The sequence below is a fragment of the Zavarzinella formosa DSM 19928 genome (genome assembly GCF_000255705.1).
Lineage (GTDB): Bacteria > Planctomycetota > Planctomycetia > Gemmatales > Gemmataceae > Zavarzinella > Zavarzinella formosa.
On record NZ_JH636439.1, the window covers coordinates 1,375,351 to 1,389,854 of the forward strand.

The 14,504-nt window shown below is 58.5% G+C and carries 9 protein-coding genes; 6 read left to right on the plus strand and 3 right to left on the minus strand.

Annotation, left to right across the window (positions count from 1 at the left end; translation table 11 throughout):
• Window positions 1–53: 53 nt before the first annotated feature.
• Together BGIM_RS66420 and BGIM_RS0106525 are read left to right on the plus strand one after the other, a co-directional pair.
• Window positions 54–5,990 carry an alpha-2-macroglobulin family protein gene (locus BGIM_RS66420; RefSeq protein ID WP_020468994.1) on the plus strand — a complete coding sequence of 1,979 codons (5,937 nt, stop codon included), beginning with the start codon at window positions 54–56 and terminating at the stop codon, window positions 5,988–5,990.
• Window positions 5,991–6,166: 176 nt separating this feature from the next.
• Window positions 6,167–7,000 carry an SDR family NAD(P)-dependent oxidoreductase gene (locus tag BGIM_RS0106525; RefSeq protein WP_020468996.1) on the plus strand — a complete coding sequence of 278 codons (834 nt, stop codon included), beginning with the start codon at window positions 6,167–6,169 and terminating at the stop codon, window positions 6,998–7,000.
• Here the strand turns inward: BGIM_RS0106525 and BGIM_RS49010 are convergent.
• A complete protein-coding gene (locus BGIM_RS49010) occupies window positions 6,997–7,659 on the minus strand; it encodes a ComEA family DNA-binding protein (RefSeq protein WP_020468997.1) in 663 nt (220 codons plus the stop codon). The genes BGIM_RS0106525 and BGIM_RS49010 overlap by 4 nt on opposite strands.
• A 44-nt stretch (window positions 7,660–7,703) precedes the next feature.
• Entirely contained in the window at window positions 7,704–8,468 is a 765-nt protein-coding gene (locus tag BGIM_RS0106535) for a class I SAM-dependent methyltransferase (RefSeq protein WP_020468998.1), read from the minus strand.
• A 175-nt stretch (window positions 8,469–8,643) separates the two neighbouring features.
• Between BGIM_RS0106535 and BGIM_RS0106545 the strand changes: the two genes are divergently transcribed.
• Together BGIM_RS0106545 and BGIM_RS0106550 are read left to right on the plus strand one after the other, a co-directional pair.
• Entirely contained in the window at window positions 8,644–10,035 is a 1,392-nt protein-coding gene (locus BGIM_RS0106545) for a DUF1501 domain-containing protein (protein ID WP_020468999.1), read from the plus strand.
• Between the two features lie 97 nt (window positions 10,036–10,132).
• On the plus strand, window positions 10,133–11,566 hold the full coding sequence (locus tag BGIM_RS0106550) for a DUF1501 domain-containing protein (protein WP_029629791.1): 1,434 nt from the start codon (window positions 10,133–10,135) through the stop codon (window positions 11,564–11,566).
• A gap of 9 nt (window positions 11,567–11,575) precedes the next feature.
• Here the strand turns inward: BGIM_RS0106550 and BGIM_RS0106555 are convergent, their stop codons facing one another.
• On the minus strand, window positions 11,576–11,971 hold the full coding sequence (locus tag BGIM_RS0106555) for a sirohydrochlorin chelatase (protein ID WP_020469001.1): 396 nt from the start codon (window positions 11,969–11,971) through the stop codon (window positions 11,576–11,578).
• A 120-nt stretch (window positions 11,972–12,091) separates the two neighbouring features.
• On the opposite strand from BGIM_RS0106555, the gene BGIM_RS57050 reads away from it, so the two are divergent.
• Both BGIM_RS57050 and BGIM_RS0106565 read left to right on the plus strand, forming a co-directional pair.
• Window positions 12,092–13,687: a serine/threonine protein kinase gene (locus BGIM_RS57050; protein ID WP_020469002.1), complete on the plus strand. Its 1,596-nt coding sequence runs from the start codon at window positions 12,092–12,094 to the stop codon at window positions 13,685–13,687.
• A gap of 171 nt (window positions 13,688–13,858) precedes the next feature.
• Complete coding sequence (locus tag BGIM_RS0106565; protein ID WP_020469003.1) at window positions 13,859–14,500, plus strand: sigma-70 family RNA polymerase sigma factor; 642 nt, start codon at window positions 13,859–13,861, stop codon at window positions 14,498–14,500.
• Window positions 14,501–14,504: the final 4 nt, after the last annotated feature.

Sequence of the window (14,504 nt, forward strand, 5' to 3'; positions counted from 1 at the left end):
TACCTGAATCCAACATCGATCTCCAATTGGCGGATCATTCCATGAGTGTTCCCATGCCCGATCGCGAACGATTTCAAGCCTTGATGCTTGAACACGTGTATGGTTTGCTCGACGACAAGGACCGTCTCGAACTCGAAGCCTATCTGGCCACCCCGGAGGGGGCCGAACTCGCCCGCGAAAGCGAAAAATGGCAGGCCCGGCTCGCCGGCGCGGCCAAAGACGCCCACCCGCAGGTGACGTTCCAAGTCCCCGCCAGCCCCGCGGTTCCGCCAATCCGGCACGCTGTCCCCGCAACAACTGCAACTCCAAGACCAACGATGGCGGGTGTTTGGCAACGCTGGGCCTTGGCGGCCAGTGTGCTGGTGGTGGCCTGTCTGGGCGTCCCGGCGGCCACCCAGTTCACCGGATGGTACTTCCAGAAGCAAGAAGTCCTGCAAGCGCAGCAGAAGGTTGGGGAGGCAGACCGGCTTCTGGCCGAGGCACGCCAGGAATCCAAGTCTCGCACCGAAGCTGTCGAGAAGGCCGCCAAGGAGGCCGAGACGGCGCAGGCCGAACTGGTTAAGAACTACCAAGACGCGATTTTCTCGGCCCGGAAGTCCATCGAGCAAAAGGACTTCATGGTGCAACTCTCGGGTCCGGCCCGCATTCAGCCGGGTGCCCCGAACGAGTGGCGAATCCAGACACTCAACAAACAAGGCGGCTACACCCTTCCCAAGAAGCTGGAAGTGGTGATGCGAGACCAGAACAACCGCGAATTGCTTCGGGAAACACATGACAAACCACAGGCCCCGTCAACGCTGAAACTCCCCACGAGTTTCTGGGAAGGAGTGAAGCCCGGCTCCGAATTGTTCTTGGAGGTGGTCGCCTACAACGAAGACAATCATAAGAGCGTTTTGGCCGAGAAGGTGCCGTTGGCCCGGTCGGTTTTCGTCACGCATTTGGCGACGGACAAGCCCCTTTACAAAAAGGGCGAGGTTGTCCATTTCCGCTCGCTCACACTGGACCGGGCGACCTTCCTGCCGCCGGACCATGACACTTTTTTGAAGTTTCGGCTTCGAGATCCCGCGTCGGCGGTTGTCGAACTGGACAACGGCAACGGTCGGGTGATGGACGGTTTGAAACCCCTTCTCGGGCCGGATCGCAAGCCGGTGCGCGGCATCGGCATCGGCGACTATGAAATCCCCGACGAAACTGCTGGGGGAGAATATGCCCTCGAAGTATGGGAAATTAACGAGCAAACTCGCGCGGAATCACTTCTCGCCACCCGCAAGTTTATTGTGAACTCCTATGTGACCGATGTGTTTGAAAAGAAACTGGAGTTCGACGGCAAATCCTACGGGGCCAACGATTGGGTGCAAGCCCGGCTGGAAGCCTCCCGCACGGCGGGCGGAGCCTTGGTTGACGGCCGGGCGAACATCGTCGCCAGTGTCGAGGGGGTTCCGTTTTACAATGAGGGCAATGTTCGCTTCAATTCCAAGGGTGTGTTAAACATCCGCTTCAAACTGCCGGGGAATGTGGGCAACGGCAATGCCTCCCTTGCCGTCACCGTCATCGACGGCGGCCAACCGGAAACCATTGTTCGTCCGATCCCGGTGATCGGCAAAAATCTCAACGTCGAGTTCTTCCCCGAAGGCGGGGACTTGGTTGAGGGAGTTTCTTCGCGGGTTTATGTGCAAGTCCGCACGCCGCAAGGCAAACCGGCGGACCTCAAGGGACAGATCACCGATGGCAAGGACAAGGTCGCCGATGTGGCCACCCTCACGGATGCGGAACATCCCGGTGTGAACCGCGGGCAGGGTGTGTTTGTTTTCACTCCGCTGGCCGGGAAAAAATATTTCCTGAAAGTCGAAACACCCGGCACGATCGAGCCGCCCGCGAAAGAAGGATTCCCGCTTCCGGCCGCCAAGGCCGACGGGGTGATCCTCACGGCTGCCGATGCGGTGACGGAACGGGGCGACCCAATCCGGCTCAAACTGCAAGTTGGCCAGGGGACAAAAACTCTCCAAGTCGGGGCGTATGCCCGTGGCCGGCTCATCGAACACAAACGAATCGAAGTGGTGGCCGGAAAGCCGGCGGATGTGCAACTTCAGGGAGATGAAAAACTTGGCGGCGTGACCCGGATCACCGTGTTTGAAGAACCGGCCAAGGCGGGCGAGGGCCGGGCGAATCTGATTCCCCGAGCCGAGCGTTTGGTTTATCGCAAACCGGCCGAACAGCTTCACATTGGAGTGAATCCGGACAAAACACGCTATTCACCAGCGGGCAAGGTCAGCTTGGAACTCTCGTCTGTCAACGAGAAGGAAGTCGCCGCCCCGGCGGTCCTGATGGTGGCCGTGGTGAATCAAAGCGTAATCACGATGGCGGACAACAAGACAGATCGCCTGATGCCGACGCAATTCCTGATCGCCGGTGATGTGAAGAACCCCGGTGAATTGGAACACGCGGACTTCCTGCTGACCGAACATCCGAAGGCGGCCGTGGCCCTCGATCTTCTGTTGGGCACCCAGGGCTGGCGGCGATTCGCCGAGCAGAACATTCCGGCGGCCAAACCGGAAGACCGATCCGAAGTGGAGCGGATGCTTGTCTCGAACGGTCAACGCACCCAAGCTCCGGTTGATCTTTATCACATGGAAGAACGGCGGGTGAATTCCGAATTCCAGCCCAAACTGGAAGAAGTCGCCCTGCGAGCCAACGAGGCTGATGAAAAGCAGGCGGAATTCTTTGGCAACGAAGCACCCGCCTTGGCGGCAAAAGTTCAATCGGCCGAAACAACCCGAACCCTTCGAGAAGACGAACGTTCGCGGGCCTCGGCCGAGCTTTTTGAGTTTGAAACAAGGTTCGGTCAAGTCCGCTCGATGGCCATGCCAGTGTTTCTGATCGCCGTCATGTGTCTGGCCATTGGAGCGGTGATTCTCTCCATCCGGCAACAAGCTGGTCGTCGGGCGATGTTCCATGCGACAGCCGTCGCAAGCCTTGCAATTGCCGTCGTGCTGATGGCGGGAATCTACGTCACAAGCGGGGATTATCAATCGGGCCGGGATTACAGCATGGCTCGCATGAAAAACGCGAACGGCACCAAGGTGGCCTCAAGGGATATCGCGCCCGGCAAGGCCCAAATGCCTGACATGCGGGATGATGCAGTCGGACTCGAAAACGCCAAAGAAGAAGCTGCTCCGAAGGCGGCCGCACAGTTCGACGGAGCCGGCGGCATTGGCGGGGGAGGAGCAATTCCCGCTCCCGCTCCGACCCCACCCGGAATGATGGCTCCGCGCATGGCCCCGGCCATGCGGGCCGACAAGGCGAAATTGATGGATGAAGCGAGGAAGTTTGAGAAGCAAGACGGCAAACCCGGAGCTTTCAATGATGCCAAAGGCGCGGTGCCGCGACTAGCCGCTGACCGGCAATTGAAAATGGCCAACAATCTGAATCGGGAATTGAAGGAAGAGCAGGCCAAGAGGGTGATGGCCAACGGCGCCGGAAAAATGATGAAAGATGCCCGTGCGGCGATGGCTCCCGGAAGAGGGTTTCGTCCAATGGGCGGACCGGCGGTGGACGAGCAGTTTGGCGGCATGCCCGGCGGTCCCGGCGGATTCGGCGGTGGTCGCAGGTTCCCCGGAGGCGGCCCTGGCATGCCCGGCGGGTTTCCCGGAGGAGGTTTCCCCGGTGGTGGATTCGGCGGGGGACGCGCTGACATGATGTTGAAAGGGGACATGGACCAACTGGCGCCAATCCAAGCCCTGCCGTTTGTTTATCGGGAATATGCCCATGCTCGCGATCCGGAACTGAGCGCCGATGTTCGCAGCGACTTTGCGGAAACGGTTTACTGGCACCCGGTGATCGTCCTGCCGGACAATGCCAAGACGAACGTGAACTTCCAATTGTCAGACGCCATCGCCACCTATCAAGTGATGGTCGCCGGGCACACCGTGGATGGCCGGATTGGGGCGGTCACCAAGACAATCGAAGCCCGCAAACCGTTCACGGTTGATCCGAAACTTCCGTTGGAAGTCACATCAAGCGACGTGATCGACGTGCCGGTTCGCGTGGTCAATGACAGCGACACTAACCGGTCGGTGAGCTTTACGCTCCATCCCACGGGACTGAAAGTCGAAGGAGGCTCGCTGACCACGGCCGAGGGATTGGTGAAAGACACCATCCTCCTCTCGGCCAACGAGAAGGGCCGCAAGGTGTTCCGAGTTCGCCCGACGACCGCAGGGGAAGCGGTCCTGATTGTGAACGGAAACAGCGAACCCACCGCCGAACCGGACATGGTTGGCCGGGTGATGAAAGTCGTTCCCGAAGGTTTCCCCGGCGTCGGGGCCACCAGCGACATGCTGGAAACAAAGGCCACCGGCTATGTGAGCCTTCCCAAAGACATGGTGAAGAACACCTTGAAAGTGAAACTGGATGTCTATCCGACCACGATGTCCGACTTGGTGAAAGGGCTGGATGGATTGCTTCGGGAACCCGGCGGATGCTTCGAGCAAACCTCCACCAGCAACTATCCGAACACGCTGATTCTGGAATACATGCAGAACGCGAACCAGACGAACCCCGAAGTCAGCAAACGGGCCAAGGATCTGCTGGACAGAGGATATGCGATTCTCAAGTCCTACGAGTGTCCGGACACGCCAGCCAAAATGCGTCAGGGTTTCGAGTGGTTCGGCTCGACCGACATGGCTCACGAAGCGCTGACCGCCTATGGCCTGCTCCAGTTCAAGGACATGGCCAAGGTTTTCCCGGTGGACCCGGTCATGATTAAGCGGACTCAAGATTTCCTCTTGAGCCGCCGGGACGGGCAGGGGGGCTTCAAGCGAAACGCCCAGGCATTGGACTCGTTCGGAGGCGCCCCGAAGCACACGACGGATGCCTACATCACATGGGCATTGGTTGAAAGCGACCCAGACAACAAGGAAGGGCTGGATCTCAAGAAAGAAATCGCCGCCCTCAAGGCGCAGGCTCTCAAGAAGGACTCCAAGGAAGAGAGGGATTCGTACTTCGTCGCCTTGGTGGCCAACATCTTGTTGCTGCGGGATGACCGCGAAACAGCCGTTAAGCTGATGACCGAACTCCAACAACGAGTGACGAAGGAAGGCTTCGTTCAAGGGGCCGAGACGAGCATCACTTTCTCGCATGGCCGGGATTTGGATATTGAAACCACAGCGATGGGCATGCTGGGCTGGGTCCGGGTCAAGGAGCTTTCCTTTGCCCCGACGATCAAGCAAACCACCAAGTGGATCAGCCAGCAACGCGGCGGCTACGGCGGGTTCGGCTCCACCCAATCCACGATCATGGCTCTCAAGGCCCTGATTACCCAAGCCAAGGCCAACGCTCATCCGCCCGAGGCCGGAGAAGTGACCTTGTCCATCGGCGGGCGTCGCGTTGGCACGAAGAAGTTCACCGAGAAAGATGTGGAAACGATCTCTCTGGACCTCGAAACCCCGGAAACGCTGTTCAAGGCTGGCGAGAAGACCGAAGTGTTGATCGAAACCAGCGCGAAGCAACCGTATCCCTTCACGCTGGGTTACACTTACACTTCTCTCACGCCGGTGAGCGGTGAGAAGTGCGAAGTGCGATTGACGACGAAACTGGCCAAGGATGTCGCCAATGAAGGTGACAGCGTCCCGTTGAATGTGAGCTTCGAGAATCTGAAGAACCAAGGGCAGGGAATGACGGTGGCGATCATCGGTCTTCCCGCCGGGATGAAGGTTCCGACTGACATGAAGCAACTGACCGACCTTCGCGAAAAGAAAACGATCAGCTACTTCGAGTTGCGGGGCCGGGAACTGATTCTGTACTGGCGGAACATGGCCCCGAATCAGAAGATCGACCTGACCGTTGATCTCGTCTGCGACATGCCGGGTGAATACCGGGGACCGGCCAGCCGGGGATATCTTTACTACACGGCCGATCACAAGAACTGGATCGAACCGCTGGCGATCAAGATCAACCCGCTTGCACCAAAGGATGAAAAAGTCGCGGCCAAGTGACCTGACCCGACTACTGTGATGATCGGAAGACTTCTCCGGGTTCGGGGAAGTCTTCCGTCGTTTCCGGCCCGCTGGCTTGGCATTTTTTCCTTTCGCCCGGATGCGATCATTTCTCCCGGCCGGCCGTTCGACGAATACAAGTGACGAATCACGGAATCATCGAGCGGAGACAGTTGATGGGACGCCGACGCGACTTGACCGGAATGCGAGTGCTGGTGACCGGGGCCTCCCAAGGCATCGGCCGGGCGCTCGCGGAACTGGCCGCGAAGCGGGGAATGAAGGTGCTGGCCGCCGCCCGTTCGATTGAACTTCTGAACCAATTGGCCGAGACGGTGCGGAAACAAGGCCAGACGCTCGAAGTGGTTCAAGCTGATGTGGCCAGCGAGGAAGGGCGCAACGCGATGGTGGCCGCCGCCCGTGAAAAGTTCGGCGGGCTGGACATCCTCATCAACAACGCCGGGATCGGGGCCACCGGGCATTTTGCGGATTCGGAGCCGGAAGTTCTTCGCCGCATCATTGAAACAAATTTCTTCGGAACGGTGGAAACCACGCGGGCCTTTCTTCCTTTGCTAAAGGAAGGCAAACTTCCGGCCCTCGTGAACGTGTCCTCCATCCTCGGCAAACGGGCCATCGCCGGGCGATCGCTTTATTCGGCCAGCAAGTTTGCCGTTGAAGGCTGGAGCCAGGCCATCCGGGCTGAATTTGCCCGGTTTGACATTGATGTCATCACGATCAACCCCGGCCTGACGCAGACGAATTTTTCCCAAAACATGCTGGAAAAAAAAGGCAAAATGCAACTCGACCACATGCGGGGAATGACCTCCGAACAAGTGGCCAATGCGACGCTGAACGCCATCGCCGGGGGAAAGAAGATCGTCAATCTGACGTTCAAAGGCAAGGTGTTGCTGTTCGTCAACCGCTTTGCTCCCGATTTGATTGACCGGATCAGCCGGAAAAAAGTCCGGGGCATTTTTGCGGAAGAGATCGCCGCACGGGAGAAGGCCCGTTAATCGGCGACGGTCACCAGATCACGGATCGCTTCCAGTTTCTTGACGCCGATGCCACCGACCCGGCGAAGGTCTTCCACGCTGGCAAATGGCTTTGCCGCGCGGGCATCGATCATTCGTTGGGCCAATACCCGGCCGATTCCGGGTAGTTTGTCCAATTCTTCCAACGATGCCGTGTTGATGTTGATTCGGCCGGTCGGAAGATTCGGCTTCGATGTCATCCGGGTCGGCGAGGCGCGGACCAGTCGATCCGGTTCCGGGGTAAGCGGTTTGTCCGTGATTGTCGGGGAGACGGTCACCCATGGAGAAATTTTTTCGAGCGTTCGCTCGCCAATGCCGCCCACTTTCTTCAAATCGTCAATCGAACGATATGGGCCGTTATGTTCGCGGAAACGCACCACCCGCTCGGCTGTTTGCGGCCCGATTCCCGGCAATTGTTCCAGATCGCCGATGGTGGCCCGGTTCAAATCAACGAGATGTTTTGGAGAGTGGGAAATTTCCGTGGGCCGGGCGCCGTGATGATCGCGATACCATCGCCCGCCCAGGAGAAGCAGCAAAAGACCAAGCAAAAGCAGAACCGCCCGATCCGGCCAGACGGAACGGACGAGCGGAGGCGGTTTCCCGGTCGTCGATGCGGAGGTGCTTTGGGAGTCGTCGGCCATGCAGCTTGGTCAGACAATTCGCAGAATGTCGTATCTTTCCAAGTCTACTCGTTTTTCAATCTCAACACCACATAACGGCTCCATTTTTCCAGCACAGGAAACCGCGACATTAATTGGGAATCCAAGCGATCCGTCCAACTCCCCGCCGGGGATTCGCGTTTCCAAATCCGTTGCAACACGCCGAGGAATTGGTGGCCCCGGCATTCCAAATTAGGGAAGTGAACACGCAACGCGGGCAGATCGGCGGGCCGAAGCGGTCGTTCGTCCGGCGTTCGGTGCTTGCCGGAGTAGGGGAGATGTCGGCGGGCAAACTCCAACAACGGATTGCCGCCCCACGGTTCACAGAACACAGCGACGCCGTTTGGCCTCAAGATTCGCTTGAGTTCTTTGCAGGCTTGGTCCATGTCCAAATGATGGAGGATGGCGTTCCCCCAGACGAGATCAAATGATGCGTCGGCGAACGGCAATCGCTCGGCATCGGCAACTTGAAAGTGTGCCACCACTTCGTTGGCGGTCGCCCGCCGTTTTGCTTCCTCGACATACTTTCCCGAGAGATCAAAGCCGGTGACCGATGCTCCCCGGCGGGCGAACATCACGGAGGCCATCCCGTGGCCGCAGCCGTAATCGAGAAGCATTTTCCCGGCCAGCGATCCGAGCATTCCGACCGCCGGTCGAATCCACGGCTCATGGTTCAGATACCATTCATCCGCGAAACGCAACAAGGCCAGATCCGCGAAACGTCTGGCTCGTTCCTCGGCCTGTTCGTCGTGAAACCGTTCTTCGGTCGTCAGGCGGTCCGTCGCCTTCATGATTAGCCTCCAAAATGCCGATGCACAGAATACGCCGAATGCCCGGTTGCCCGCAAGGCGATGTGGTTTTCGGACGAATAACGCTTGCCGATCAGGCAAGGTTGTGCGATAGTTTTATCAAGACCCACCCGCCGGAACTTCGCGACGACATTGCTCGTCGTGGGAGTCACCTTCAATGAAATCGTTTGTTTGTCCCGGCCCGATGACGCGGCGCCATTTTCTCGGCGCGGGAACCTTTGGCATTGGCTCGTTGGGCATGGCCAGCCTCAACCGGTTACAGGCAGAGGCAAGCCGCCCCTCGGTCAGCGAAATGCCCGCCGTGATTCTCCTCTGGCTGCCGGGTGGCGCGCCGCACATGGAGATGTACGATCTCAAACCGGATGCCCCGGCCGAATATCGCGGGGAGTTCAATCCCATCCGCACCAATGTGCCGGGGATTGATGTTAGCGAATATCTCCCGATGCACGCGAAATGTGCGGACAAATATGCGATCATCCGCTCCGTGCATCACACCTTCAGCGATCACGGTGGCGGGCACAAGCGATTTCTTACCGGCCGTGATCCGTTTCAGCCCGTCGGTTTTGTGAACGATCATCCGATGGTTGGTTCAATTGTCGCCAAATGCCGGGACGAAATTCACAACGGTCTGCCGAACTACATCGCCGGAACAGACAATGGCCGTCAGGGAACGGATGTCTTCAGTTTTGGGGCGGCCTATTTGGGCCAGGCGACGACACCCTTCACCGTGGCTGGCGACCCGGCTGACCCGAAGTTCGGCGTGCAAAATCTCAGCATCCCGGCCGAACTGGTTGACAAACTTCATGACCGCCAATCGCTACTGAAAAAGTTGGACACCGCCCGACGGGAAATCGACGCCACCGGGGCCATGTCCGCGATGGACACTTTCTCACGCAAGGCGGTTGATCTGGTCACCAGCACGAAGGCGAAAGAGGCATTTGATCTCGGCCGGGAACCTTTGAATGTCCGGGAACGCTACGGGATGCACCGCTATGGGCAGCGTTGTTTACTGGCCCGTCGGCTTGTTGAGGCCGGATGCTCGTTTGTCACGATGGTTCTGGAAAATCCTTCGCCCGTCGGCCAGTCGTCGTTCCCCGAAGACGTGACTTACAATTGGGATTCACACGCGGTCAACTGCCACATTTTCACGGATACCAAGTATCGTCTACAGTTTTATGATCGGGCGGTTACTGCCCTGATTGAAGACCTATATTCTCGTGGTCTGGATCGCCGGGTGATGTTGATTGTCACCGGGGAGTTCGGCCGGACTCCGAAAATCGAGCATGCCAAGAACCGGCCGGGTCGGGATCACTGGCCCCAATCGATGTCCCTCCTCGTCGCCGGTGGCGGCATGAGGGTCGGCCAGATTGTCGGGTCCACCGATTCCAAGGGAGCGCATCCCAAGGACCGCCCCCTCTCGCCGAACGATCTGTGGGCCACCATGTACCAACACATGGGCATCGACATTGAACGAACCTTCCCCGACCACACCGGCCGGCCGATGAGCGTGCTTCCCGACGGGAAAGCCATCAGCGAACTGATTGGTTGAGACCGAAAGCCCCGCCCAACTCTCCCATTGGCGGGTTTTGTTGTTGTTTGTTCATTCGTCCGAAGACGTGAAATTTCTGAACAAAGGGAAAAACACCATGACCGCCGGACTTCAACATCCCGTGTTTTCCCGGCGCACCATGTTGCAGGCCGGTGGTGTGTCCCTGCTTGGTCTGGGTTTGTCCGATCTGGCGGGTTTGCGGGCTGAAACAGCCAAGCCCAAGTCTCACCGGGCGGTGATTTACATTTTTCTCTCCGGCGGCTTGGGTCAGCACGACAGCTTTGATCTCAAGCCGGATGCCCCCGATTCCATTCGCGGGGAATTCAAACCCATCGCCACTCAAACGCCCGGCGTGCGAATTTGCGAGCATCTTCCCGAACTGGCGAAACGAAGCAACCGCTGGTCGTTGATTCGTTCGCTCACCCACCGCACCAACAACCACTCGGACGCCCATCTTTTCATGCTCACCGGCCGAAACGAGTTGCCGCCCGGTTTTGATGCGAGCAAACCCAAAGAAACGGACTGGCCTTCCATTGCGGCCGTCACCGGGGCGGTGACCAATCGCCGGAACAACCTGCCGCCCGCTGTGGTGTTGCCGGATCGCATTGTCCACAACACGGGGCGGGTGATTCCCGGCCAATTCGCCGGGATGATGGGCCGTCAGCGAGATCCTTGGTTCCTCGAAGCCTCGGCCTTTGAACCCAAGGCTTACGGGGCGTTTCCGGCTTATGAATTCGATCATCAGGAGCGCGCCTACAAGGCCCAACGGCAAGGCTTCCACATCCCGGATTTGTCGCTGCCACAGGGAATTGACGGCATCCGCTTGGATCAGCGGCTCGACCTGTTGAAAATCGTCGACGGTCAACGGGCCAAACTGGATCGGGAATCCGGCAAATCCCCGATGGATGGATATCGACAAGCGGCCGTTTCCTTGTTGACCGATGCGAAGGTCCGCAAGGCGTTCGATATTCGCCAGCAACCGGCCAAAGATGTCGAGCGATATGGGAACAATGCCTTCGGTTGGTCCTTGTTGATGGCGGCGAGATTGGTGGAGGCCGGCGTTAATCTGGTCCAGGTGAATCTTGGCAACAACGAGACGTGGGACACCCACGGCAACGCCTTCCCTCACCTCAAAGACAAACTCTTTCCACCAACGGACAAGTGTGTTTCCGCTCTCTTGGATGATTTGCAAGAGCGAGGATTGCTGGATGACACCTTGGTGGTGATGGCGGGTGAGTTTGGCCGGACCCCGCGGGTGTTTGGCTTGGCGACAGCATACAAATTGCCCGGCCGGGACCATTGGGGGGCGGCCCAGAGCGTGTTCATCGCCGGTGGCGGTGTGAAAGGAGGCCGGGTGATCGGTTCCACGGACAAAACCGGCGCCTTCCCGACGAGTGATCCGCAAACACCGGAAAACTTGGCGGCCACCATCTACGAATCACTCGGGGTTCCCAAGAGCTTCATGTGGCAGGACACCCAAAATCGGCCGCATCATGTTTATCATGGTGAACCGATTCGAGGACTCACTTAAATTAAACCATCAGATGGCTTTTGCGGCCCGTTCCAGCATGATGTCAGTCAACAAAGGATGACGCCCCAGCGGTTCCGCGACGGTGAACTCTCGTCCGGGATGTCGCTTCATCAACTCGTCACGGGCGGCGGTCAAATCCTCGACCACATGAATACCGGCTGAGAGAAAATAGGGCAACAGGATCACGCGGGTAGCCCCGGCTTCCACGCAAATGCCACCCCCGTCGATGATATCCGGCGGGCAGAGTTCCAAGTAAGCTGGCTGCACATGAAGGTATTCCCCTCGTTCCCGGATGCGACTAGCCAAAAACTCCAGATCGGCATTCGCCTCGGCCCGGCGGCTGCCGTGGGCGATCAGTAGCAGGGCGGTGGTTGCCAAACGGGCGGGTCGGTTTGCGGGGGTCATGTCTTATCGATAGCCCCTTGGCTCGTGAAAAAACAGGTTTGACGATCTTCGAGCCGGAATGCTGGTTCTTCGCTTTTTCCAACCGTAAGATGGAGGACAATTCAACGTGAGCGAAAACCGATGGCCGCACCGACGACGCTGAAAGAGTTCTGCACCCTGTTGGTGCGAAGCAAACTGATGACGCCGGACGAAGTGAAAAACGTCGTGCGGCATCAACAATCCTCCGGGAAAGATCCGGAGGATCTTGATACGTTTCGTAAATTACTTTATTCAAACAAATATCTGACAGAATATCAGCTTGCTTTGCTGACGCGAGGCCACTCGGATGGCTTTTTCCTCGATCAATACAAGATCCTCGAATTGATCGCCAAGGGAAGCATGGCCGGGGTGTACAAGGCCGTGCATCAATCGGGCCAGACCGTGGCCATCAAAGTGTTGCCGGGGTCCAAGGCCAAAGATCCGGACGCGCTTGCCCGTTTTCGCCGGGAAGCGAGGCTCATCACCAAGCTCGATCACCCCAACATCGTGCGGGCTTTTCAACTCGGCACATCCGGCAACAAGCATTATCTGGCGATGGAATACCTCGACGGGGATACTTTGGAGGATATCCTCGGAGAACGCAAACGCCTGCCGCCGATGGAGGCCATGCGGATCGCCCATCAGGTGTTGCTTGGGCTTCAAAATCTTTACGAAAAGGGCATGATCCACCGGGACATCAACCCGACAAATATCATGTTGCTGGATTCGGGAACCGGACGCAAAGACCCGGACACGCTTGACCGGCCTGTGAAAATTCTGGACATCGGCGTCGGCAAGTCGGTCTTTGATGAAAGCATCAAGGAAGATCCGACACAACTCACTTCCGACGGCGTTTTGCTGGGCAGCCCGGAATATCTGGCCCCGGAACAAGCCCGGAAGGCCAGTGCGGCCGACATCCGGTCGGACATTTATTCTGTCGGGTGTGTGCTGTTCCACATGCTCACCGGACAACCGCCGTTCCCGGACAAGAGCATTCTGAACCAAGTGATGCGCCATGCGACGGAACCCCCTCGCCCGCTTGCCGATCTGATTTCTCCGGTGCCGGACGGTTTGCAAAATGTGATGAACTGGATGCTCGCCAAAGACCCGGCGCAACGGTATTCGACGCCGGAGAAGGCCGCGCAAGCCTTGCAATTGTTGATTCGGAACATCCCGGCCAACATTCCGGCTCCCAAACCGTTGCCCGAGTATCTGAAGTGGCTCCAAGAAAGCGGCTCGACGGAAGCGGCCGCTTTGCCGTCCAATGCGGTTTCGTCCGCTCCTTCGCCGTTGCCCGTGCCTGTTGCCAAAACGTCGGCTCCCGCCGCCGGGATTGCAGTCGGCCGTCTTGAAACGGGCAAGCGGTCGGAAAACCCCAAGAAAGCCGTTCCGGCAGCCGTCCCCGCCGGATTGGTTCCCACGTCGTTGTCAATCTCGGGGGATGATTACGATGTGGAACTGGTTGATGTGGCGCCCGCTCCCACGCCCCTTCTGCCCGTTGTCACACCCATGCCCCCCCATGAGGCAGACGAACCTCGGGGGTTGTTTGAATTGGATCGCCGGGATGCCATCATGCTCGGCTTTGGCGGGGGCATGGTGTTGGGCGCCATCCTCGGCGGTTACGGCCTTTCTCGGCTGCTCCGAAGAGCGCCAATCGAGGCAAATCCTCCGACTGATCCCGAGCCAAATCAGGAATGATCGCATGGCCGAACGACTCGCCGAATGGCGCGGCGAATTCGATGCCAGTCTGCCTCTGAACGAGGCGAAGACAATCCCGAGCAAATGGCACGCATCACCGAAAATCACGTTCATCGGCTGCTTGCCGCCCGTTTCGGTTCCGTCTCCCCCTGACTTGGCTATACTGTTTTCATGTGGCCGACCAATGACCAAACCCAAAAGCTCCTGAACGACGCCCGCGCGGGCAGCCCGCAGGCCGTTGACCAACTCCTTGGGGAGTTCCGCGAACCGCTTCGCCAAATCGTCGGCCTGCGGCTCGATCCGGTGTTGGCCCGCCGCGTGGATGCCAGCGACATCGTTCAAGATGTGTTGCTGGAAGCCAACCAACGCTTGACGGAATATCTGAAATCGCCGATGATGCCGTTTCACCTTTGGCTACGGCACCTGGCCCAAGACCGGATTATCGACACCCATCGTCGGCATCGGCAGGCTCAACGCCGGAGCATCGACCGCGAGCAAGCCATTCAAAAGCCCGCATGGTCGGATGAATCTTCCATTCAACTGGCGGCCCAGTTGATCGACGGCGAACACACTCCGGCCTCGGCGGCCATCCACACCGAATTGCAACGGCGTTTGAACCTGGCGCTAAGTGATTTGAACGAGGATGACCGCGATATCATCCTAATGCGGCATCACGAACAACTTTCCAATCAAGACGTGGCGGCGATGCTTGGCCTGACGGAAGCCGCCGCGTCGATGCGCTACCTCCGGTCGCTTCGCAAACTTCGGGCGGTTCTCGTGCCGGAAACTCCCGGCGAGTCCCAATCTTCCTGAACTC

Excerpts from the sequence above, each read along its gene's own strand:
- BGIM_RS0106555 (WP_020469001.1), bottom strand. The coding sequence starts at position 11,971 with ATGACCCCCGCAAACCGACCCGCCCGTTTGGCAACCACCGCCCTGCTA.
- BGIM_RS0106535 (WP_020468998.1), bottom strand. The coding sequence starts at position 8,468 with ATGAAGGCGACGGACCGCCTGACGACCGAAGAACGGTTTCACGACGAA.
- BGIM_RS0106550 (WP_029629791.1), top strand. The coding sequence starts at position 10,133 with ATGACCGCCGGACTTCAACATCCCGTGTTTTCCCGGCGCACCATGTTG.
- BGIM_RS0106565 (WP_020469003.1), top strand. The coding sequence starts at position 13,859 with ATGTGGCCGACCAATGACCAAACCCAAAAGCTCCTGAACGACGCCCGC.
- BGIM_RS49010 (WP_020468997.1), bottom strand. The coding sequence starts at position 7,659 with ATGGCCGACGACTCCCAAAGCACCTCCGCATCGACGACCGGGAAACCG.
- BGIM_RS0106525 (WP_020468996.1), top strand. The coding sequence starts at position 6,167 with ATGGGACGCCGACGCGACTTGACCGGAATGCGAGTGCTGGTGACCGGG.
- BGIM_RS57050 (WP_020469002.1), top strand. The coding sequence starts at position 12,092 with ATGGCCGCACCGACGACGCTGAAAGAGTTCTGCACCCTGTTGGTGCGA.
- BGIM_RS0106545 (WP_020468999.1), top strand. The coding sequence starts at position 8,644 with ATGAAATCGTTTGTTTGTCCCGGCCCGATGACGCGGCGCCATTTTCTC.
- BGIM_RS66420 (WP_020468994.1), top strand. The coding sequence starts at position 54 with ATGCCCGATCGCGAACGATTTCAAGCCTTGATGCTTGAACACGTGTAT.